Origin of the sequence: Acaryochloris sp. CCMEE 5410, assembly GCF_000238775.2 — a bacterium.
Taxonomy (GTDB): domain Bacteria; phylum Cyanobacteriota; class Cyanobacteriia; order Thermosynechococcales; family Thermosynechococcaceae; genus Acaryochloris.
Map to the genome: position 1 here is coordinate 4,026,418 of NZ_AFEJ02000001.1, position 22,193 is coordinate 4,048,610.

Below are 22,193 nucleotides of genomic sequence, written 5' to 3' on the forward strand. Positions count from 1 at the left end.
ACAAGATCATCTATGACCTCCAATTGTGCCCTACTCTTTGTCAATTGCCATAACTTCTCATCAAAATCTCATGCGAACGGCTCTGGAGAGTGGCCTGCTTTGAGCTGCTGGATGGCTTAAAACTCGGTCTCATCTCCCAGTTCTTCGATCAGAAGTTCCATTTGGCCTTGTCGATCTGCCAAGAAGGCTTCACATTGACGCAGATAAGTAATCGCGGCTGCAAAGCGCTCAAAAACATCGGCTAAATCTAACTGCCCCGTCTCAATTTCCGTAATGATGGTTTCGACTTCGCGAATCGTCTCTTCATACCGCCAGTCTTGAGGAAGTTCAACTCCGTTTGGAGCCGCCGATGTATCGTTGTTACCTTTCATGATCCGCTTCCTGGGGTGAAGACTGCAATGCCGTGACGCGAGCAGTAAAGTGGCCTTCTGCTAACTCTACCTTGAGTTCTTGATCGACTTGTAGCTGTTGTGTACTACGGACAATTTGCTGGTCGGTGGTTTGGACGAGGGCATATCCTCGTTTAAGCACTTGGGTGGGGTCTAGAGAAGTGAGCTGTTGCTGTAAAAGCTGTTGATGCTGCTGAGCCTGTCCTAATCGATGTTTAATGGCGTGGAGAAGGTGGTTTTGCAGCCGCGATCGCAACACCTGTTCCCGTTCAAACTGACGATCTATCTGCAGCCGCCGTAGGCGCGTTTTTTGATACAGCAAATGCTCATGGGCAACATCGAGCTGGCGCGTGAGAATAATGTAGAGTCGGGCAATACAATTGCGATAGTCTGTTTGCCAGTCTGTTAGACGGGGAATGCACTCAGCGGCGGCTGTCGGTGTATGGGCACATACATCGGCCACCAGATCAGCTAGGGTCTCATCTCGCTGATGCCCAATGCCAGAAATGACTGGAATGGGGCACTCTGCAATGGCCCGCACCACCCGCTCATCATTGAAACAAGCTAAGTCTTCGGTTGCGCCTCCGCCTCGGGCCACAATCAAGACCTCGGCTCTACCGTCTTTAATCACCCGTTCAATGGCTAGCACGATTGCTTCTGGCGCTTGTTTACCCTGTACTTTGGTTGGGGAGAATAGCACTTTTAACCCGGGATGCTGGGCCTTCAGCGTGCGTTTAATATCACCCCAAGCCGCAGCTTGATGGGAGGTGACCACCCCAACCGTTTGGGGATAGGTTGGGAGGGCTTGTTTTTGGAGAGGGTCGAATAGGCCCTCGCGGGTTAAGCGGTCTCGGAGCTGCTGGTAGCGCAGGGAGCGTAATCCTTCCCCGGCGGGAAATAATTGCCAGGCCATCAGCTGATATTGGCCCCGTTGGGGGTACACCCGAATACGGCCTAACGCCAGAATCTGCTCACCCACCTCTGGTTCGATGACGAGCTGGTCACAGTAGCTATTCCAAATCACACAGTGAATAGAGGCAGCTTCCTGCTGATCTTGGAGGGTAAAGAAGAAGCCACTGCGATGCCGGGCTGCACTGGAGACCTCGCCTTCGACCCAAACTTGGACTAAATATGAATCATCTTCCAGTAGCGCCTGAATATAATCCGTTAACCCTTTAACGGACAACACTTCCGGTGGAACTAATAAATTGGGCTGATACGATGTCATTGCAGGTTTCTCGTTCAGACGATAGGACTCAGGCGATAGAACTATAAAGCAGGCAATCTAGCCTTCTGACCCCATGACATCTGGTCTTAACTAACCGCCAGGCTTGGGAAACGTACTAGGTGACTTAAAGTATTCCACCTGTTGATCTGCCAGAGCTTTGCTCATAAAGTCGCGCCAGACTGGTGCGGCATAGCTCCCCCCTGAAGCCCCTCTTCCCATGGGAGAATAGTTATCATTTCCGGCCCACACTGCCGTGGCTAATTGCGGCACATAACCCACAAACCAAACATCTCGCTCAGAAGACGTGGTTCCCGTTTTACCCGCAGCCGGTCGGCCAATTTGAGCTGAGGTGCCTGTCCCGCCATTGATGACCGCCTGCAGGGATTGGGTTAAAGCGGCAGATGCCCATGGATCGAGCACTAACTTGGGCTGGGGAGTATTATCTAGGATTAAGCGTCCGCTGCTATCGGTGACTTGGGCAATGGCTGTAGTTTCAGATTGCCAGCCGTTATTCGCAAACGTTGCATAAGCTGAAGCCATTTCGAGCGGCGTTAAGTCTACAGAACCTAACGGCAGTGAAATCACCGGAGGGATGGGGCTTTTAATGCCCAGCACCCGACAAATATCAATCACTTTCTCCACCCCGACCTTTTGGCCTAGGACAACAGCGGGAATATTACGGGAGGTGGCCAAGGCTTGTCGTAAAGACATGGACCCTCCAAAGGTTTTGTCGTAGTTTAAGGGTGTATAGCCTTGTGCGGTTCCATCATTAAAGGTGACCTTGGTGTCATTAATGACGCTGCTGGGCGTATATTTACCGGACGCATAAGCGGCGTAGTAGACAAAGGGTTTAAACGCGGATCCTGGTTGGCGAATAGATTGGGTCGCCCGATTAAATTCACTTTTTTGGCTATCGACTCCCCCGACAATCGCTTTGATAAAGTGGGTGCGAGGATCAACCGCGACCAACGCCATTTGATCCGCTGCATAGGAGATGCGCTGTTGTCCCCATTTCACCGAATCTTCGGCAATTTCCTGCATTTTGATGTCGATGGTGGTTTGAATCCGCATGCCCCCTTTACTCAAGGCATCGCGGCCAAATCGACGAGTCAATTCTTTAATAACCGTGTTGGTGATGTAGGGAGAGCGGCTGAGTTGAAAGGAGGTGACCTTACCGAATTTCAAAGGTGTGTCTAAAGCCGCTTGCTCTTCTTCTTCGGTAATCCAGGTCAGTTTTTTCATTCGATTGAGAACCACCGCTTGTCGCCGTTTGGCAATCTCAAGGGTTTCATCGGTGACGGAGTCAAAATCAAAGGGACTAAAGCTTTCAGGGGCTTGGATAATGCCCGCCATCATGGCTGATTCTGCGAGGTTCAGCTCTGATGATGATTTATTGAAATAGCTGCGGGCGGCAGTTTCAACGCCGTAGGTGTTATGTCCCCAATACACTTGATTGAGGTACATTTCTAAAATTTCATCTTTTTTGAACAGCTTCTCTAGCCGCATGGCTAGAACCGCCTCTGCAACCTTCCGGCCCAGTTCTTGCCTAGGGGTCAAAAACAGGTTTTTGACCAGCTGCATGGTTAAGGTAGAAGCACCCTGGACGGTTTCTCCAGCCTGAATGTTGGTGACCGTGGCCCGGAGGATACCGTAGGGATTAATCCCATCATGTTTATAGAAGTTGCTGTCTTCAATGGCTAACACGGCTAACTTCAAATGGGGCGAAATATTATCTAAGGGAACGACTTCACGGTTTTCTTCATCGTGGAGGCTGGCCAGAATTTTGCCATTAATATCGTAAATATGGGTGGTCTCGTTGGGGATGTAACCCTTTAGGGACCGAACGTCCGGTAAATTGCGAAAGCTAATGGCGACCCCCATTAAGCTACCGGCTGCAGCGGCGCTAGCCAGCATCGTCGTGATCAGAATTGTGGAACCCGCTGCTTTGCCAATCCCCCCAATAAAACTGGTGCCTTTAGAAAAGCGGTTGGGGTTTTTGGGGCTGGCAGTTTGTGATAGAGACACAGGAGATTCACATCCTCTTTTGGAAAGTTTGAAACAATGACCACTCAGGAATCATACTAGCAATTTTGGCCCAGAGGACCAGGAGGTCTATGAATAGTGGGTGCAACGGCAACACTAGCAGAGTGAGCGCTTAAAATTGAGGTTGAGCATAGCTTACCATCCCTATTTAGTGGACTACTATAATTTCCTTTGGCGCAAAAAAATAATGCTATTTTGCATTGTGCAGACCATGATAGTTTCTTGGCTATTTCTTAAGATGAGTTGTGCTGCAATGGCATACTAGAATTTGCTTTTCAGTCGCAAGAGCGATTGACGGCGATATGGGCGATTGCCCTTTGTTTATCCTTACTATTACTCACCTATGGCAGATGCAGTGTCTTCGTTGCTCCAGAGGGGCGTTAGCGATATTTTCCCCGATAATGCTGATTCACAACAAGAGGATGACAATTTAGCCTATCGCTTGGAAAACGCGGATCAACCGCTGCGCATCAAGCTGGGCATTGACCCCACGGGCACGGATCTCCATTTAGGCCATAGCCTTCCGATTCGTAAACTGCGGGCGTTTCAGGATTTAGGCCATAAAGCCGTTTTGATTATTGGCGATTTTACGGCGCGGGTGGGTGATCCAACGGGTAAATCTGAGGTTCGACGTCAGCTGACAGAAGCAGAGGTGCAGCATAATATTCAGACCTACCTAGATCAGATCAAGCCGATTTTGGATTTTGAGACCCCTGATCGGTTAGAGGTTCGCTACAACTCAGAGTGGTTGTCCAAAATCGATTTGGCAAAGACCTTAGAACTGCTGACTACAATGACCGTGGGGCAAATGCTGGCGAAAGAAGGATTTGCCGAACGCTATCAGCAGGGGACGCCCGTTTATTTACATGAATTTCTATACCCTTTGTTGCAGGGCTATGACTCGGTAGCAGTCGAAGCGGATGTGGAACTTGGGGGAACCGATCAGAAATTTAATATTGCCATTGGTCGAGATTTACAGCGGCATTTTGGCCTGCGCCCCCAGTTTGGTCTACTCACCCCGATTCTATTGGGGACGGATGGGGTGCAAAAGATGTCCAAGTCATTGAATAACTATGTGGGCTTGGCTGAAGATGCGGTCAGTATGTACTCCAAGTTGGAGAAAATGCCGGATGCGCTGCTGCCTGAGTACTTTGAACATCTAACCGATTTGTCCCTTAAAGAGTTACCGGAGAGTCCTCGAGAGCAGCAAAAGCTGTTGGCCCATACTGTGGTGAGCCAGTATCACAGTGTTGCGATCGCAAATGAAACCCAACAATCCCTAGCTGCAATGGTGACCCAGGGAGATATGAGTCAAACCGATGTTATTCCTGAATATTCGTTGGCGGAGGTGACGTTCCCGGCCAAGCTGTTCTATTTGCTGAGTGCCAGCGGATTATGTTCTAGCAGTAGTGATGCCCGTCGCCAAATTAAGGGCGGAGCTGTGAAGTTAGATGGCACTAAAATCACCGTGGTTGATCAAACGTATAAACAGCCTGACGATCTGATCGGGATGGTCTTACAAGTGGGTAAAAAGAAGTTTATTCGGTTTATCGCCTGACTAGGTACGGAAGTTTAGAGTCTCTACTCGTAGATGTGAAGACCTCTGGCGGTTCGAGCGAGAGGATAAACTAGAGACATCCACGATGGGCGGTATCATGCTGGCAATCGAATTAGACTTGCAACCGGCTGATTTAGAACTCAGTGATGAACAGTTTTACCATCTTTGCCAAGGAAATCGAGATCTGCGTCTAGAAAGAACTGCAGCAGGAAAGTTAGTGATTATGCCACCCACGGGATGGGGGACTGGAAACCGTAATCTAAGACTCGGGCAACGGCTCGGCAATTGGGCAGATGAAGATGGAACCGGAATTGTGTTTGATTCCTCTACTGGGTTTCGGTTGCCTAACGGTGCGATTCGCTCGCCGGATGTGGCTTGGGTACGCCAAGATCGGTTGACGGTGCTCAATCCCGATCCCAACCAGTTTTTGCCTCTCTGTCCTGATGTTGTAATTGAACTTCGCTCTGCCAATGACGCTCTCAGTAGTTTGCAAGCCAAGATGCAAGAATATCTTGTGAATGGATTACAGCTGGGCTGGCTGATTAACCCTCAAGATCAACAGGTAGAAATTTATCGTCTAGATCAAGAGGTAGAGGTGCTCCAAGATCCAGACTTCTTGAGTGGAGAAGCGGTATTGCCGAACTTGCAATTATCTTTAGCAGGCATTCTCTAGAACGTCAGACTGTAGGGTATAAACGCAATATCAGATAAGGCTATGAGGTTGTCTAGGTCCGACTAAACAGCAAACGACACTCCCTTACGTCCCACAGGTATACATAACGGTGTCCCCGCAACAGGATCATCCACAATACAACTATCCAAACCGAAGACTGCCTGTACCATTTTCCTAGTCATAACTTGGCGGGGATGGCCTTGGTCATAGATGTGACCTGCTTGGAGGGCGACTAGATGATCTCCATATCGACAAGCTTGATTCAAGTCATGGAGGACCATAACGATGGTGCGGCCTTGTTCTTGATTAAGGTCATATAACAAATCCAGAACTTCCATCTGGTGCGCTAAATCAAGATAGGTGGTCGGTTCATCCAATAGCAAAATATCTGTATCTTGAGCCAAAGTCATGGCTATCCAGGCTCGCTGACGCTGTCCACCGGATAGGTTATCCAGAGCGCAATGGGCAAACTCAATCATTTGCGTCATTGATAAGGCCCAGTTCACCTGCTGCTCGTCTTCTTTAGACCATTGCTGCAGCCATCCCTGGTGGGGATAGCGACCTTGGGCCACTAAATCTCTAACGGTCAATCCTTCTGGGGCGGTGGGTCCTTGAGGGAGCAACCCCAACCGTTTGGCAATGGCTTTGGTGGAGAGTTTGGCAATGGACTCACTCCCCAGGTACACCACCCCCTGTTTGGGCTTGAGTAAGCGCCCTAGGCCCTTCAACAAGGTCGATTTACCACAGCCATTGGGGCCGACCAAGATGGTGATTTTTTCAGTGGGAATCGCTAGGTCGAGGGACTCAATCACCACTTTGCCTTCATAAGCGAGGGTGAGTTTCCGAGTCGTGAGAGCGTAGGCAGGTGTTTCAGGGGTCATGAGTTGCGATCGCGAATCAATACATAAAAAAAATAAGGTGCTCCCACAATGGCCGTAATAATCCCACAGGGCAGTTCAATGGGAGCAAAGAGTAAACGACCCAGCAAATCTGCCACCACTACGACAAAGCCCCCAGTTAAAGCCGCTACCGGAAGTAGTCCTTCATGGGAGGGGCCTACGAGTTGCCGTCCCAGATGAGGGGCCATTAATCCCACAAAGCCAATACTGCCTGCTGTAGCGACTGCCGATCCAGCCAGGGCTACACTGCTCAACAACAGTAGACCGCGTTGGAGCTCTAAACGACTGCCTAAACTGCGAGCTACCTCATCGCCGAGTTGGAGGGCATTGAGTTCCCGACTCATCAATAGGCTCAGCACCCCAAACCCCGTTAGCCAGGGCAGAAATACCATCAGTTGCTCCCAACTGCGACCATAGACGCTACCGGCTAGCCAGACTAAGGCTTGGCTGACGTTATAGATATTGCCAAAGGTCACCATCAGGTTCGTTAAAGATCCGGCAATCAGGCTGCATCCCACACCGACTAAAATCAATTGCACGGGAGAACTACCACCCTGCCAAGCCAGCAGGTAAATCAGCACTGCCACCGTCAGCGCTCCACCGAACGCAGCTAAGGGAATTAGTGCTATCGGTAAGTCAGGATAGAGCACAATTAAGGTGACGGCAGCTAAAGAAGCCCCAGCATTAACCCCAATAATGCCGGGGGATGCCAACGGATTGCAGGTGATCCCTTGAGTGATCGTGCCTGCGATCGCAAGTCCCATACCTACCCCCCAAGCCACTAGGGTTCTCGGTAAACGCAGGGTCATCACAATAAAGGCAAAGTCTGGATTACTCGTTTCTACTCCTAAGACTGTTTTAATCACATCTAAGGTTGGCACCGGATATTCCCCTTGCCCCACACTGAGGACCATGGCCACCAACGTCGCCAGGATCAGGCAGACCAGAATACTGGGAACCCGTCGGTCTAGATGAAATGAGATCGGAACCTGCGGAGGACGAACCACTATCCACTGCTTCATCGTCGCACCTGCCAGCGGGTCAGATAGATAAAGAAGGGGGCTCCCAACAAGGGCATGACTAACCCCACGGGCAGCTCTTGGGGCTGAATTACTAACCGTGCTCCAATATCAGCGATCAGCAATAAGATGGCTCCGACAATGGCGGCATAGGGCAGAATCCAGCGATAATCGACCCCCACCCAGAACCGAACGATATGGGGAACGATTAGGCCCACGAACCCGATCGGACCTGCGATCGCAACAGAGCCACCTGCCAGCAAAATAATGCTCACTGCCGCAATTCCTTTGACCCAGGTGGTCTTTTGACCTAAACCTTGAGCAATATCTTCCCCTAGGCTGAGAGTAGTGAGCTGTTTACCCATAACTAGGGCAATCACCATGCCCACTGCCAGATAGGGTAAAACCTGAACCACTAAGTCTAAATCCCGCCCTGCGACAGAACCCGCGAGCCAAAACCGGATCTCTTCCAAGGTTCGTTGACTCAGGATCAGAATCCCGGTCGTCAGGGAGGTCACCAAAGCTGAAAATGCAGCCCCTGCAATCGTCAAATTAAGCGGTGTCAGTCCACCTCGCCCTAAGGAACCGAGAGCATAGACGGTAATGGCAGCGATTGCAGCGCCCAGCAAGGCAAACCCTGCATAAACCTTAAGAGACGTTGTACCTAACCAAAATACTGACCCCACAACGGCCAGCGCGGCCCCGGAGTTAATCCCTAAAATACCGGGGTCAGCGAGGGGGTTGCGTGTGAGTCCTTGCATAATCGCCCCTGCCATTGCAACAGCGCTACCGACTAATAAGGCAGTAAGGGATCGTGGAATTCTAACGGTGCGAATAATCAGTTGATCCGTCGATCCATCAAAGTCTGTCAGAGCTTGATACACCGTTTTGAGGCTGATATCAGCAACTCCTAGCCCTACACTGGCCATAAAACAAACCAATAGTAGTCCTATTCCTAAGACCAATCCCAATCCCAGGGGAATAGGGGACTGGAGCAACTGACGCCGAGCAGGAACAATAGACACTGACCAATTTATTGATAATTCTTCTTAGTAATACTACATGTATGTGCCTAAGATTTCTATCTAGGAACTATGAGAAAAGCTTGCTTTGCAAGCCTTTTAGGTTGACTCGTGGCTTCATGTCCGTATATTACAAAAGCGATAATTGGAGACTATCTTCAGCCTAGAGTTAAGAAACTTCTCAATAACGAAACCAGAACTGGGTTGTCCAATCCCTTCTAGCCGCGTTTTGTATTGCTCCGCAAATGGTGTGGATGCAGACTCGACCTCTATCACTTTAGACAGGTGTGACTGCACACCAATTAATCCACTTTTTTTGTGATGACTAAACTGCCTCGATGGTTACAAGGATTAGAAAATCCGGTCTGTGCCAGACTCTACTTGGCACAGACTATCAACCTTATGGGAGATGCTTTCACCTAGTTGGGCTTGGCACTCTTAGCTTTTGAGTTAGCCGGAGAACAAACAGTCAGGCACCATTCTGGCTGGCGCATTAACGCTACGAGTAACCTGTGGCTGGATCCATGGATTCGATATGCGCTAGCTCTGCAATTTATTGCTGCGATCGCAGGGGCTCAAATGCTGGTGAATACGGTCGGTTATGTTCAAAGCACCTTGCAACTGGGTAAAACAGAATATGGATGGGCGATGGCTGCTTTTAGCATCGATTGGTTTAGGACATTTCAGGAATAAATATCATCCCATTAGCCTAATCACCCTGGGGACTCTGTTGATTGTCTTGGCGCTCTTACCTGCTCATGAAGTTTTACTCGGTGGATTGTTGTTGCTTTGGGGCATTGCAGGTATCGGCCAAACCCTGGTCAATGTCACTACACAAACCGTTATTGCTGACCGAGTTGCGGTGGAGGTGCAAGGCCGTGTGTATGGGGCACATTTCGCGTTAAGCCATCTGTGGTGGGTTTTTGCCTATCCAGTTGCAGGTTGGATGGGCAGCTCTCTTGCGTCCTATTTTTTCTACAGCAGCCTGTTCGGTTTAGGGCTGTTCGTGATGATGTTCACCATATTTCGCCCCCATCAATTAATGCAGCTTAAGAGAGGTTTATGGCATGAACATGACCACGACCATAGCGACCCATCCCATCACCATCATGCCTACTCAGCCACGCAGCACACCCACCTTCACTTCCATCCCGCGCCATAATTGAGTTATGGTTTGCTTCTCAACCCAATGTTTAAGCCTGATCAGCAATGGCCTAGATTTCAAAAGAGGTGCGCTATTGTGAATGTATCGGTCTATTGTGCCGGAAGCACCTAGATGTTGTGCCCTTCCCTAACAGTCCTGAGTGCTTCACTTCGCTACCAATGGTGAGAAGTCCACTGGTGAGTTAGGTATCTGAGCTGCCTATTGTAAAATCTGCTGCATTAGGGATTGGTAAAAATCTACCCTGATTTGGTTCTGTTCAGATCGGAGATCCCTTTGAAGGTCAATTTATCACCGTTTTTGATCGGTTCCGTATCGTCTTAGCGATCGCTTCTTCAATACCCATCTGCGGATCGAAGTTCAAAGCCTATAGACCCAAGACTATATTCGTTTACTGCTCACGACTAAAGAACGTGACTGCTACGGTCATCACACTGTCTTCTCGTCTTCTCAATTACTGCGAAGTAATCAACGCAAAAAAATCGTCAAGTTGTTTGTCTAGCTTGATGAGCAAATTGATCAGATATCAGGCCGGCACAATACGTTTTCCGTCGACTCAGAGTTAGCCGGTGCCCTGAGCAGTACTTCAGAGCAAGAAATTCAAATTCGCATGGTCACAGAAATTGACGCATTGGTGGATTGGGCAACACATCACTATTCTGTGAGCCAACGGGAGTGACCTTTTCTCGGTCAGTTGAGTTAGGAATGATCCCAATCTGGCTTAAATAGCTTGCGACTATTGAGAAAGCGATCAATCGCCATGGCGGCCACACACCCATCTCCAGCTGCAACCACCGCTTGCTTAAAAGGGGTATTGCGGATGTCTCCAACAGCCCATACACCGTCTACACTGGTTGCCATCAGTTCATCAACCTTGACCCCACCATCGGGATTGAAGTGAACTTGATCGCCTACAAAATCAGTAATAGGTTTGGAGCCATTTTGATAGACAAATACCCCATCCACTTCTAAACCTATCGGTTCATCTTGATCTCTGACCTTTACCTGTACCCCTGAAACTCCCATGGCGCTACCCTGAATTGATAGCAGCCTGGACCGACTCCAATGTTTCACATTGGGTAAACTCAGCAAATCCTGAGCATGGGTATCTTCCGCTGGCGGGGTCTTTACGGTTACCCAGTGAACCATAGACGAAAATTTAGTGAGGACTTGAGCTTCCTCGATTGCTTCCCGATTCAGCCCTACAACTGCAACAGGCCGATCCTTGTAAAAAGCGGCATCACAGGTGGCGCAGTAGCTGACTCCTCGACCTAAAAACTCAGCTTCTCCATCAAAAGATGCCTTGCGACCCATTGCCCCTGTGGCTAAGACAATCGCTCGGCCCACAAATGTCCCTTCAGGGGTGTAAACCTTTTTTTGGGCACCGGTAATATCTAGACCAAAGACTTGTGCTTGCTGATAGTGCGTGCCAAACTCCATGGCTTGCTCTCTCATGACAGTCAGGAGTTCTTCGCCACTGATATCACCGGCAACGCCAGGATAGTTGGCAATTTTATGAGTGATGGCCAAAGCACCCACAGCAGGGTTTTTGTCTAAAATAACCGTCTTGAAATTCGCTCGCGATGTGTAGAGGGCACAGGTACAGCCTGCAGGACCACCACCAATAATCACAACATCAAATTCATAGGTATCCAAGGTCTTTAGTCTCCAGGAAGTAGGGCAGAATGATTCATTTCCTTGCATAACAGCTTCATCATGAGCTGTTCATGGGTGGAGGGTAGGCGAGGCATACTTGAGACCTGTTGCCAAAACTCCAGAATGATTTGGCTGGTCCGACGTGGATGATCATAATGGAAAAAATGCCGTCCTTGAGGACAGCTCCATAATCGATCGCCTGCTTTAAGCCAGGGTTGCCACTGGGCATGAGCTTGCGGGTCAACCACAGCATCATGTTCTCCATGACATACTAACAAGGGAGACGCTACTCCTCCAGGCGCTAACTCATTGCGATGGGCTAAAGAGTGGGGAGCTAATTCAGTATCTAGGATCGTTGCCAAGAGTGACGCCAATGTCATGGCTCGATGGGTGTTCATCACGCCAAACAGCATGGTTACCATTTGAAATAAAATCGCCTCTCGACTACAGGGTAAACGTTCTCTCATCTTGTAGTAATGGGCATGCCAACCCACGGATGGATTTGCCCCAACGGAGAGTAGCGTTAATGATTTAACTGCTTGGGGATGATAACGAGCATAAAGTAACCCCAATGTGCCGCTGAGACCATGCCCCAGCAGATGAATTGGCTGTGATTGCCGTTGAATATCTTGGTGGAGCAATGTTAAGGCAGTTTGTATAGAGCAAGGTTCATCCGCCGTTTGATGGTAGCTCCAAAATTTTACATTCGTACATCGCTTGAGCTGTTGGCATAAACTCCAGTCAAACCGTTTGAGACGGGGGTTAGCACATAACCAGAGTGCATCAAAAGTACTCACAAGCTAGGGGTCCATAAACTTAAATCAATAAAGGTATCTTGATGTCAGTAATAGTGAGTATCACTCCACCACCTATCTAAGATCCGGAATATGACCAGCGGCTATAAATATAGGTAGTCTAGAGCTGAGCTTCTATGCTGGTGTCAAGATAATTATTGATTAATATTCTCAACTACAGTACAGCATTTTGGCTGCGAAAGATATGGTGCGTCAAGGTTGGGGTGGACGGAATAATGCGGGATTTGGATCGCCTAAGTCATTGAGAGCTACCAAAGTGCTCTTGCAGGGTTGTGACATCCCTAGCTGATTATGCGTTGTATTCTATGGTTTCCCTTGGTGGAGGGTCTCAACAAAATGGACACAATATCGAACAGATTATTGACCATCTAAAATATTGGCTGTTCAAAGTACCGAAATCCTTGAAGGCAGAGCATTTGCTTCGAGATTTAGCGAAGATTCTTAGAGCTTAAACATCGTTTGGAGCTACACCGCAGGCTAAGCGGACGTCTTATCGTTAATACTCAATCTCAGCTTAGTGGTATAGAAAGCTAGAGCAACTGACTCAATAGATGCTTAAGCATTTTATTGCAAATGAGTATTAATAACAATATAGAGTCATGCCTAAGTTTTTTGCTAAATCATCTTGATAAAAGCCTACTCAAAAAGAATTTTAGGCTTTATGGCGTCTTCCTGTATGTATATTACAAAAGCAATAATAAGTATCTAAATTCAACGTAATATAGGAAAAATTGTAGTTAATGTAGCAGAAAAATGATTTCCTATACCTATTTCGTTAACTGACCACATTTATGTAAGTGTTAATGCTAAGGCTGACCCAGAAAGATTCAAACTTGACGGGTGGTGTTCCTGATGTGTGCAAATTTTCTTTTGAATGTTGCTACAAACGATACAAATTGTTGAGCTATAAAGCGACTGTCTTGAATCGTTTTAATAAAGAATATTTGAGTAAATTGATGAATGAATAGTCAAAGTCCATAAAATCATTTATTTATAGCTTTTTATTCTGATTTTGAAAGCTATATCTGAAAAATGCTAAATATCCTTGATTTTATCTCCTCAGCGTTGGGGATTCGATGGCAGGGAATACCGATTTAGTAAATCACTAGCTAATGATTCGAAATAATGTAAAACAACGATGTCAAATATCTATCGTGGAATTGTCCTGCCTGGGGAGACGGGCTTTGCTAGGTGTAACAAACAATGGTGTTTTGAATCTTTGAAAACCTATTTCCGATGGGGACAACGAGAATTCGGACTACGGGTTTACTATCCCCATTGGCTACAAGGGCGGCAATATCAAATTGATGTTGTAGATTGGGTGAATCAGTTCTATCACGTCTATACCTACCTGTACTGTTGCCAAGACGGTAGCGCTCTCACCGACCCGAACCCATGGACAGGGGATTATCCTGATGTTGATGAAGATGAAAAACTTAAACTTGTTCAGCTGAGGACCTTTGCTAAAACCAAACATGGCTTTTATCTGGGGACCGTTCGAGATGCCTATGAACTGCTACAACAAGGCATTACCCACTGTGAACCCTATGATTATGATACGAGTCTATTCCCTCAGTCTCGACAGATGAGCAAGATCTGTTCCATTGGGTCTGATGGAGAACGGTGGGCTGCCTTCACGGATCATGGCTTTCAATGGGTCGATATTGGGCACGTCGTCCAAGCAGGTGATCCTGGAACAAACGTTCAAGAATTTCCTACCGTAATGCAGAAATTTACTGAGAAGAACTCTCTTTCCCTTCCTGTGGGATTTAAAGTTAGGAATGTTTTAGATTCAAAGCGAGTCGCGATCGTTATTGCTTGGAGTATGAGTGAATCAATCTGAAGATATTGTTCAATCACAGATCACGATGGGGAAATGCTGATAGAAAATATTTGAGCAATGTCATCTAGGATTTGATTGGCAGCCAGAATATTACGGCCTGCTGTCCACACTTCGCTATTAACTTCATGAATTTTTTGGTTCTGAACAGCACTCAATTTTGACCAAAGCGGATCAGACACAAAGCCGTCATAGTCAAAGCTGCCTGATATTTGAGGACTATGGATTAAAATGAGCAGATCGCCATCCAAGCTCTCCAAGTCTTCTCGAGAAATTTGGACGACATATCCCTTAGTGTTCTTTTGCTTCGAAGACCGATCAAATCCTATATCTTCCAGCACTGAGCCTGAAAAGCTGTTCGACGTGTATAAGCCAATCCGGCCTTGACCTGTAGCAACCACTGAAACAACGGTTTGATCAACCTCTTCTAACTGCTGCTGTAGAGCTTTGACCCGTTGTTGATAGTCTGTCAAGACCTGCCGTCCTTCCGACTCCTTATTTAAGGCTTTGGCAAATAAGCGAAAATTGTCGTGCCATTCTCCATCCCTGCCACTTCCTTCAGTTAAAACCGTTGGTGCAATTCGGTCTAAATGTTTGTAAATTTTGCCGGAGCTGATCTTACTGCCTAAGATTAAATCGGGCTTCAGGCTAAGGATGGTTTCTAAATTCGGTTGAGTCCCTTCTCCTACGGATGCGATACCTTCTGTTTGGTCTCCCAAATAGGCAGGGAATTGACTATAAATCACGGAACCAACAGGTTTAACACCTAACGCTAAAGCGGCATCTAATGCCGCTGTATCTACTGTAATCACTCGTTGAGCTTGGATAGGAACTTGGCTGGTTCCCATCGCATGTTCTATGGATAAAAAAGTGCCCTTAGTGAGTGGGGAACGTTGTTGAGGAAGGTTCGGTAACGGATCCGATGCACAACTCATCAACAGGCTCAGGAGCAGGCAGGAAGAAACGCTGAGCCAAAGAAACCGTCGAAACCCAGGTATACATAGCCGCCGAATTCCGATTGCAAGGCTTGTCGCTAGCACTAGCCATAGTAGCAACATGATGATGAACTCCCACCAAACTGAACATTTAAGCAACTGGGTGCTGGTTTGAACTGGACTTAAAACTCAAAACTATAGCGAATGCTATAGGTCCGGCCTTGACCGGGGAAACGGCGTAGCTCTTGAATACCCAAGCGTTCTTGGGAACTCACGGGTACATATTGGGTATCAAAGACATTTTGGATAGCGAGCTGCAGTTTCCCTGGCCCTAGGTTGACCGTACTGAAGACATCAAACACCGTGTAACCTTCGACTCGAAACTGATCGACCGCGTCATTAAAGGCACGATCTCGTCCCCCGACAAACAACGCTTGAATTCGGTTTCGCCAACCAGGTAGGGTCTCATTCTCAACATAGACCGTTGCGTGAATGGGCTGGACATCCAGGGAGCTAAGGGCTGTAAAGACACCATCATCGTCTGGATCCGATTCGCCCTCATTCCAAGTAAAGACTGTCCCTAGTTTCCATGTATCGCTGGGTTGCCAATCCGCAGTGAATTCAATGCCATAGTTCCGTTGTGGAGCCCGCACAATAGAGGTCAGCCCCACGTTATCAACGACCAGAGAAGAACCAAGAGAGGAGGTACTCAAAAAGCCCGCTAGACTGAGCTGAACCGTATCAAAGTTGGCTTTTACCCCCAGCTCATAGTTATTGACTTTCTGAGGTTCTAAATTGAGGCTGTCAACCACGCTATTGCCAAATCGAGCTAGCCCTAGGGTTACCCCAACACCAGGAATCGAAAATCCTTGGGCAAAGTTGGCATAGATGCTAACTTCTTCAGTCGCTTTAAACACTGCACCCGCATTAAAAACCACGTCATCGGTTGTGATTACTCCGCCTTGGATTTGTGCCGGTGGCGCAATCCCAAAATTCGCAAAAGGGCTAGCAGCATAGTCATCGACGGACAAGCGAATATTTTCATATCGAATCCCTCCGGTGAGGGATAGCTGATCCACCACATCCCAGGTTAACTGGGAAAAAGCACCGATGCTGCGTACGGTATAAAACGGGGATTGAGTGGCCGTACCGATGATGCGGGCACGGCGGTTGAGATCAAAATCGACTGGATCTAGGGAATTGAAAAACTGCTCATTCTCTTCATAGGAAAGATCCGCACCCCACAGAATCTTGAAGCGATCTGTAATGGGAGTATCGAGCTGAAACCGTCCACCGACCTCTAAAGAATCTAAATTAGTTTGAGAAATGACAGGCAAAAATGGGGGTGTCCCCATAGGAAAGAGATTACGAATATCACCTGGAATTTGGGTTAGATCAGTTTTCCGAAAGTAAGCCTGAGTCCGTAATTCAGCACCTAATAAATTTTGATGGCGATAGGTCAAATTGACATTATGGATAGTCTGGGATGGGCTGTCATCAAAGGTAAACGGTCCCACTCTCAAGGCTTCAGCATCTTGCTCCCCTGGGATACCTAAAACAATCGGATCGGAAATGAAATCGCTAGCAAAATCGTTTTGAAAGAAGTTGTAGGAGATTTGTAGGCGCTGATCATCAGTGATATCAATCCCCGCTTTTGTAAACAGGTTAAAGGTGTTGTTGTCTGTGGTTAAGCCATCGGGCGGAATACGATCTCCTTCTCCATCAAAGATGGCACCATCTAAGTCAAAGGCTGCTCCAACTAGAAAATCGAATTTTCCTTGCTTACCTGACAGACTGGCATCCACTTTGAAGCCAAAGCCATTCTCAGATAAATGTTCAAAATCGGGACGAAGGGTGAGTCCTACTTGCCCTTGCACCCCTTCTTCGACGGGGGCACGAGTCAGAATATTAATAACCCCACCAGTTGCACCATCTCCAAAGACTGCGCTGGGTCCTCTGACCACTTCAATCCGTTCAATGACGGATGGATCAATAGCTGACAACTCCGTACCAAAGGAGGCATTGCCAGTTTGGGGGATGCCATCAATCAAAATTTGTGCAGGGCGACCTCTCAAATCTTGAACACGGGTGCGACCATCCGCTGTGGGTGGTCCAAAGCCAGGCACAAATTTACCCAGGGTTGAAGTCAGGTCATTCCTTAACAGGGCTTCTTGCTCTATCTGTTCGCGAGTAATGATGGTGACAGCACGGGGGACATCTGCGAGGAGCTCTTCCGTCCGAGTGGCTGTGACGACAATTTCTAAATCATCTTCTTCACCCTCCGCTGTGGGAGTATCCGCAGGTGGAGTCTCTGGGGGTTCTTCCGCCTCAGCTAACGTCTGGGTATTGATACTGAAAACGAGGGTCTGAGAATCGGGTTGAATTTGGTGACTTAATTCTGTCTGATCACCAATTACGGTCACCCGCACGCGATTCACATCAACAGGCATGACAGAGACTGAGCGTATACCTGGGCTTGGGTTGTCTGCTTCAAAGGTTTGCCCAGTGGGTAAATTGAGTAGGGCATTCTCAATATCAGCGATAAAGGTGGCCCCATCACCAGAAGGCGTCACCTGCAAGGTATCACCGTTAGCAACCGTCAGCACAATATTGGCCCCGCCCTCTGTAGGCTCAAGGGTCACCTGCGTAATTTCGGCTATGAGCAGAGCCTCTACTTGGGCAACACGATATTCGGACTTATGTGGATATAGAACGATAGGTTCAACTTTACGGATCCTACGGTCCGTTTGGTCAGAAATAAGCTGGAAAGGGTTTGACGAAGACTGAGCTGCTTGGGCCGCACCCAGTGTTCCTAGGAATGTCCCCAGAGCACCCAAACAGATATAAATGATGTTTAATGACGGTCTAGTACTCATTCCCCACACGGTTGCAGACGGCAAATGGCAAAGGCTCTTGAATATCTATGACCCACGTTCAACGGTGGGCTAGATAGATAGTAATTAAGAAAACTTCTCAATATAAATTACTAGAGTGGGATGTCGCTTTTTACACACTGCTGTCTTGCAAACGGACTTTTTCTGTCTGAAAGCAGGACTATTTTTTAGAAGTCAGAAAATCAAGGTATTGATAGTTGCCTTTTCAAAGTCAATGCGGGACATCGTTAAGGACGATACGTATTAGGGCTCACCTTAAACTGCTTGGTAAAGGCGGCGACAAAGGCAGTTCGACTGGCATACCCCACGGCATGGGCAGTTTCGGTCACATTCCATTGCCCAGAAGTGAGCAGCTGGCGGGCTTTGTCCATACGGTATTGGTACAAATAGTTAAATACAGACGTGCCAAAGACATCGCGAAAGCCTTGCTTGAGTTTGCGATCGTTAATACCCACTTGACGGGCTAATTCCATTAAGGATGGAGGGTTTAAATAGTTCTGAATCAAGATGTAGCGGGCTTTGTGGATCTGTTCAACATCAGTGGGATGAAGGCAGGCTGGTAGCGAAGCCTGGGGCGTGATGATTGCTTCCAACTGCAAGCCCAGAAGTTCAAGAGCTTTACCCGCCAGATAAATATTTCTGGCAATCCCTTGCAAGGAGCAAGTCGCCAGTTGTTCAAGCACTAAGTGCATTCTAGGGGTCGTTGGATTCTCACAGTACAGCTTATGGGGAGTGTAGATGGGGGTGCTTAAATTTGATGACTGGGTTGCGAGTTGTTGGAGATTAAGCTGCGGAAAATGGTCTAAGTCAAAATACAGCTTTAAACAACAGATCCGCTGATTGGCGTGATATTCCTCAATTTCAGCAGTTTGAGGTAAATGGTACAAATAGTTATTCCCAGCTCGTTCAGTCTGGGGGGTAGGCAAGGCTTCATTGGTGACAACGGCCTGACCCGATAAGTAAAAACTAGCGGTCAAGGGCATCTGGGGGGAATGTAACTGAATGCGGTTGACATGGTTGTAGTTCAGCTCAACATCTGCAATATCTAAGATCAGCCCTGGCTGTAAGAGATGTCTTCGGATATATCCACTGCCAAACTGGGCTGGGAGGGCAATACATTGTTCATCGTGGTCGGTATTGAGAAAGGTAGAGGCGTCACTATTATTCTGTAGAAAAGCAATAATATCGGCATTGGTGAGGGTTTTAGGCATACCCATTGCAGAGGCATTCATCAGAGTGTCTACACTCAAGTCTAATGTAATAAGAATAATTCCTATTTATCAAAATAGATTTTGGGCCTGATGCTGCGAATTCAGGCGTTAAGTGTCGTACCGCACAATTTGTCTAACTTCATATTGCCAATGGTCCTGGAGAGTCAGGGTGTCGTCAGGTTTTGCAGCTGATTTCACTGCCGTTTTAACCCTGCCCTTGGTCGCTAGCCGGACCCGATAACAACTGATTTGTGTGGCTTCAGGCAAGACAAATTGGAGGTTCACTTCAACCCAATTGGCTTCTTGTGTCCATTGCTCCAACCACATCTGCAACAAGTTTAAGGGAATCAACCGCAGTAAAGGATATAAAAACTGCTTGATCCCTTTCAGACCTTTCTTTGTGGTCCGTCCTGCTTTGGGATAGTCTAACCAAGCCCATCCTTCTCTCTGCCAGATTTCTCCTTCCGCCATCTGTTCAAATTTCTGTAAGCCAGACCAACCCCGATAATAGGGGCGCAGGCTGGACACCTCTCCTTGCCGTTCTACGAGGGTGGGCAAGATGGCTGGCTCAAGATGTCCCCAGAATTGTCCTGTAGGCAAATCTAGCAAGGTCGGGGCAAACTGATGACCGCCAAAATGAGTGGCTTGCCAGACTCTGAGAGAACTAGGATTGTGGCCATAGTCTTGCCTAAGTTGGCGATAAATAGGGGTTCCATAACGACCACAGGCCAAATCCACTTGGGTATGGGTACAGATCAATAGCTCCCGAATCTCGCTGGTGTTTTGCTGATACTTTCGGTAATGCTCAAAATGATTGGGTTGCTTTAGTAAGGATTTCAACAAAGCCATGGTGAAGTTGAGCCCTTCGGCTTCGGGGATGAGAAATTCCTGTTTGGCATACTGGGCAAACTGAGAACTGGGGCGATAGTAGTAGAGCACCCGTGTCCAGCCTGTTTGGGAATAGTCGTGATCGGTTGCGATCGCAGTCGGTCTGATCAAGATTCCTCTGCGAAAAATCAATTTCTTGAATAAGGGAATCAAGGGTTGAACTTGAGGATGCTCAGTTAATGAATGGGACCAGGGCTGTTTCATCTCAGTAATCAGCCAGTGGTCAGCTTTTGCCGCTGTACCGAGGGGATCGACACCATTCGCTTTAGCAATATCTGCACAATAGCGGCAGTTCATTGACTGTTGATCCATAGCGGTATGGTCTGACACAACAAACCTATATCTATTCTCAATAATTGACTTAAAAATCGATAGATATTTTCTATATTGAGAATCTTGGTAGAAAAATGAGTCTGGGTTTTGCAAGCATGATAGTGAACTGAGACCCTGTAGACCCTCATATCCTAACTCCTATGACCGAACGTAATTGCTTGGCTCTACGGGGAAAATTAGGTCGTAAAGCTGATCAGCATATTAGCTGAAGTGTATGAATTTAAAGCACTTTAAGGATTCCTTGATCTCATCATGCTTCGATGAGTTGGTGAAACTGATCTATTCAGCCCGGTATTTATTTTTTATGAAAACATAAATAAATATTGAGATTTAACAGTTTTTCTTTGACTTTTACTCTTCAGATTTTCATGAAACGCAAGTCCTGATAAATTGAGAATTAATCTCAATAGAATATGCAAGATTAGTCTGGAGAATAATCTTTATGCAAACCTATGGACAGCCCAAAGTTAACTATCCTTGGTATGCGGGAAATGCTCGTTATACCGGGTTTAGTGCCCAATTCCTGGCTGCACATATCGGCCAAATTGCGTCGATGTGTTTCTTCGCAGGAACCTTTACCATCTATGAACTCTCTCGCTACGATCCCGATTTGCCGTTATACAGTCAAAACTTTGTTTGCCTTCCTCAATTAGCTCGTGAAGGGTTTGGGGTCGGGTCTGGCGGGGTCATCGTAGATACCTATATCTACTTTGCCATTGGTATGATTCACCTGTTTGCAGCCGCTGTGTTTGCGTCAGGGGCTTTGTACCATATTGTGACTGGACCGAAGAACTTTGCAGATAGCGAGTTCCCAGGTATCAGGAGATTTCATTTTGAGTGGGATGATTTTGCTTCCCAGGGCAGAATTCTGGGACATCATCTGATCTTTTTAGGGCTAGGGACCTTTTTATTTGTGGGCTGGGGAGCCACTCATGGCTTCTATGATCCAAGTATTGGCGAAGTCAGACCCGTGGTACCTGAATTTAATATTGTCAGACTGTTCAAATATGGATGGGCTGTTCCGGGGTTCAATCCTTTCTTTGTAGACAACCTGGAAGATGTGCAAATGGGGCACCTGTTTGTCGGCTTTCTCTATACCCTAGGTGGCGTTTTTCATATCTTGGTTAAACCTTGGCCCTATACAGATCGGCTCTATCGCAAAAACGCGGATGCCATTTTAGCCTACGCTTTGGGCGGACTAGCCTTCTTGGGCTTTATTGCCTGTTACTTTACAGCCGTTAATGAAATCACCTTCCCACCTGAATTCTTTGGCCCTGTTCTAGAGCTAAGGTTTGTCTTTTCTCCTTACTTTGCGGACATTATTGATACAGCAAACGGCATGCATACCTCCCGTTTCTGGATTTGTAATTTCCATTTCTATTGGGCGTTCTTCTGTTTGCAAGGTCATCTCTTTCATGCCTTGCGGGGCATGGGCTTTGACTTCCGCAATCTTCCCAAATATTTCGAGCAATTCGCGCCTGAAGTTTAGGTGTGGATGAATCGGCCCCACATTTGACTAGGGCTGTTTGAAGAGTCCATCTTTATGATGCTCATCGTCAACCCAGTGTTAGCTATTTTCTCTAGCTTGTATTGCTTACAGTGGACAGATCTTTTGCTTGATAAGAGGC

At 47.4% G+C, this 22,193-nt stretch carries 18 protein-coding genes; 6 read left to right on the forward strand and 12 right to left on the reverse strand.

The features are described 5' to 3' along the window. Window positions 1-116: 116 nt before the first annotated feature. The 3 genes from xseB to ON05_RS18600 form a co-directional block, all read right to left on the reverse strand. Window positions 117-371 carry an exodeoxyribonuclease VII small subunit gene (xseB, locus tag ON05_RS18590; RefSeq protein ID WP_010472588.1) on the reverse strand — a complete coding sequence of 85 codons (255 nt, stop codon included), beginning with the start codon at window positions 369-371 and terminating at the stop codon, window positions 117-119. Further along, the gene (gene xseA, locus ON05_RS18595; protein WP_010472590.1) at window positions 361-1,617 is read right to left on the reverse strand and encodes an exodeoxyribonuclease VII large subunit; all 1,257 of its coding nucleotides are present in this window, start codon (window positions 1,615-1,617) and stop codon (window positions 361-363) included. Before xseA ends, xseB begins: the two co-directional genes overlap by 11 nt. A gap of 90 nt (window positions 1,618-1,707) precedes the next feature. Then, window positions 1,708-3,642, reverse strand: a complete 1,935-nt coding sequence (locus tag ON05_RS18600) for a transglycosylase domain-containing protein (RefSeq protein WP_010472591.1) — start codon at window positions 3,640-3,642, stop codon at window positions 1,708-1,710. A 361-nt stretch (window positions 3,643-4,003) separates the two neighbouring features. Here ON05_RS18600 and tyrS point away from each other — a divergent pair, with 361 nt between their 5' ends. Further along, a complete protein-coding gene (tyrS, locus tag ON05_RS18605) occupies window positions 4,004-5,218 on the forward strand; it encodes a tyrosine--tRNA ligase (RefSeq protein ID WP_029315149.1) in 1,215 nt (404 codons plus the stop codon). 97 nt (window positions 5,219-5,315) lie between these two features. Then, window positions 5,316-5,891, forward strand: coding sequence for a Uma2 family endonuclease (locus ON05_RS18610; protein WP_029315150.1), 576 nt, complete (start codon window positions 5,316-5,318; stop codon window positions 5,889-5,891). A 62-nt stretch (window positions 5,892-5,953) separates the two neighbouring features. Here ON05_RS18610 and ON05_RS18615 read toward each other — a convergent pair whose 3' ends face one another. Genes ON05_RS18615 through ON05_RS18625 form a run of 3 tightly spaced genes read right to left on the reverse strand, consistent with a single transcriptional unit; the run spans window position 5,954 to window position 8,834 of the window. Further along, window positions 5,954-6,772, reverse strand: coding sequence for an ABC transporter ATP-binding protein (locus tag ON05_RS18615; RefSeq protein WP_010472594.1), 819 nt, complete (start codon window positions 6,770-6,772; stop codon window positions 5,954-5,956). Then, the gene (locus ON05_RS18620) at window positions 6,769-7,812 is read right to left on the reverse strand and encodes an iron ABC transporter permease (protein WP_010472595.1); all 1,044 of its coding nucleotides are present in this window, start codon (window positions 7,810-7,812) and stop codon (window positions 6,769-6,771) included. Before ON05_RS18620 ends, ON05_RS18615 begins: the two co-directional genes overlap by 4 nt. Then, window positions 7,809-8,834, reverse strand: coding sequence for an iron ABC transporter permease (locus ON05_RS18625; RefSeq protein ID WP_010472596.1), 1,026 nt, complete (start codon window positions 8,832-8,834; stop codon window positions 7,809-7,811). The genes ON05_RS18620 and ON05_RS18625 overlap by 4 nt, the downstream gene beginning before the upstream one ends. A gap of 426 nt (window positions 8,835-9,260) precedes the next feature. Here ON05_RS18625 and ON05_RS18630 point away from each other — a divergent pair, with 426 nt between their 5' ends. After that, window positions 9,261-9,524 carry a hypothetical protein gene (locus ON05_RS18630; RefSeq protein ID WP_236618932.1) on the forward strand — a complete coding sequence of 88 codons (264 nt, stop codon included), beginning with the start codon at window positions 9,261-9,263 and terminating at the stop codon, window positions 9,522-9,524. Then, window positions 9,469-9,993 (forward strand): MFS transporter, encoded by a 525-nt coding sequence (locus ON05_RS18635; RefSeq protein WP_236618933.1) that lies wholly within the window; start codon window positions 9,469-9,471, stop codon window positions 9,991-9,993. Before ON05_RS18630 ends, ON05_RS18635 begins: the two co-directional genes overlap by 56 nt. A 699-nt stretch (window positions 9,994-10,692) precedes the next feature. On the opposite strand, the gene ON05_RS18640 is transcribed toward ON05_RS18635, so the two are convergent. Together ON05_RS18640 and ON05_RS18645 are read right to left on the reverse strand one after the other, a co-directional pair. Further along, the gene (locus tag ON05_RS18640; RefSeq protein WP_010472597.1) at window positions 10,693-11,649 is read right to left on the reverse strand and encodes an NAD(P)/FAD-dependent oxidoreductase; all 957 of its coding nucleotides are present in this window, start codon (window positions 11,647-11,649) and stop codon (window positions 10,693-10,695) included. A gap of 5 nt (window positions 11,650-11,654) precedes the next feature. Beyond that, entirely contained in the window at window positions 11,655-12,446 is a 792-nt protein-coding gene (locus ON05_RS18645) for an alpha/beta fold hydrolase (RefSeq protein ID WP_010472599.1), read from the reverse strand. Between the two features lie 1,156 nt (window positions 12,447-13,602). Here ON05_RS18645 and ON05_RS18650 point away from each other — a divergent pair. Further along, the gene (locus ON05_RS18650) at window positions 13,603-14,307 is read left to right on the forward strand and encodes a hypothetical protein (RefSeq protein ID WP_010472604.1); all 705 of its coding nucleotides are present in this window, start codon (window positions 13,603-13,605) and stop codon (window positions 14,305-14,307) included. A 20-nt stretch (window positions 14,308-14,327) separates the two neighbouring features. Here the strand turns inward: ON05_RS18650 and ON05_RS18655 are convergent, their stop codons facing one another. From ON05_RS18655 to ON05_RS18670, 4 genes are all read right to left on the reverse strand, one after another. Further along, window positions 14,328-15,362, reverse strand: a complete 1,035-nt coding sequence (locus ON05_RS18655) for an ABC transporter substrate-binding protein (RefSeq protein WP_029315154.1) — start codon at window positions 15,360-15,362, stop codon at window positions 14,328-14,330. Window positions 15,363-15,421: 59 nt separating this feature from the next. Beyond that, window positions 15,422-18,115: a TonB-dependent receptor domain-containing protein gene (locus ON05_RS18660; RefSeq protein WP_029315155.1), complete on the reverse strand. Its 2,694-nt coding sequence runs from the start codon at window positions 18,113-18,115 to the stop codon at window positions 15,422-15,424. A 245-nt stretch (window positions 18,116-18,360) separates the two neighbouring features. Beyond that, window positions 18,361-19,365, reverse strand: a complete 1,005-nt coding sequence (locus ON05_RS18665) for an AraC family transcriptional regulator (RefSeq protein WP_010472610.1) — start codon at window positions 19,363-19,365, stop codon at window positions 18,361-18,363. Between the two features lie 87 nt (window positions 19,366-19,452). Then, entirely contained in the window at window positions 19,453-20,529 is a 1,077-nt protein-coding gene (locus ON05_RS18670) for a sucrase ferredoxin (protein ID WP_262561961.1), read from the reverse strand. Window positions 20,530-21,007: 478 nt separating this feature from the next. On the opposite strand from ON05_RS18670, the gene ON05_RS18675 reads away from it, so the two are divergent. After that, window positions 21,008-22,054, forward strand: coding sequence for a chlorophyll a/b binding light-harvesting protein (locus ON05_RS18675; protein WP_010472615.1), 1,047 nt, complete (start codon window positions 21,008-21,010; stop codon window positions 22,052-22,054). Window positions 22,055-22,193: the final 139 nt, after the last annotated feature.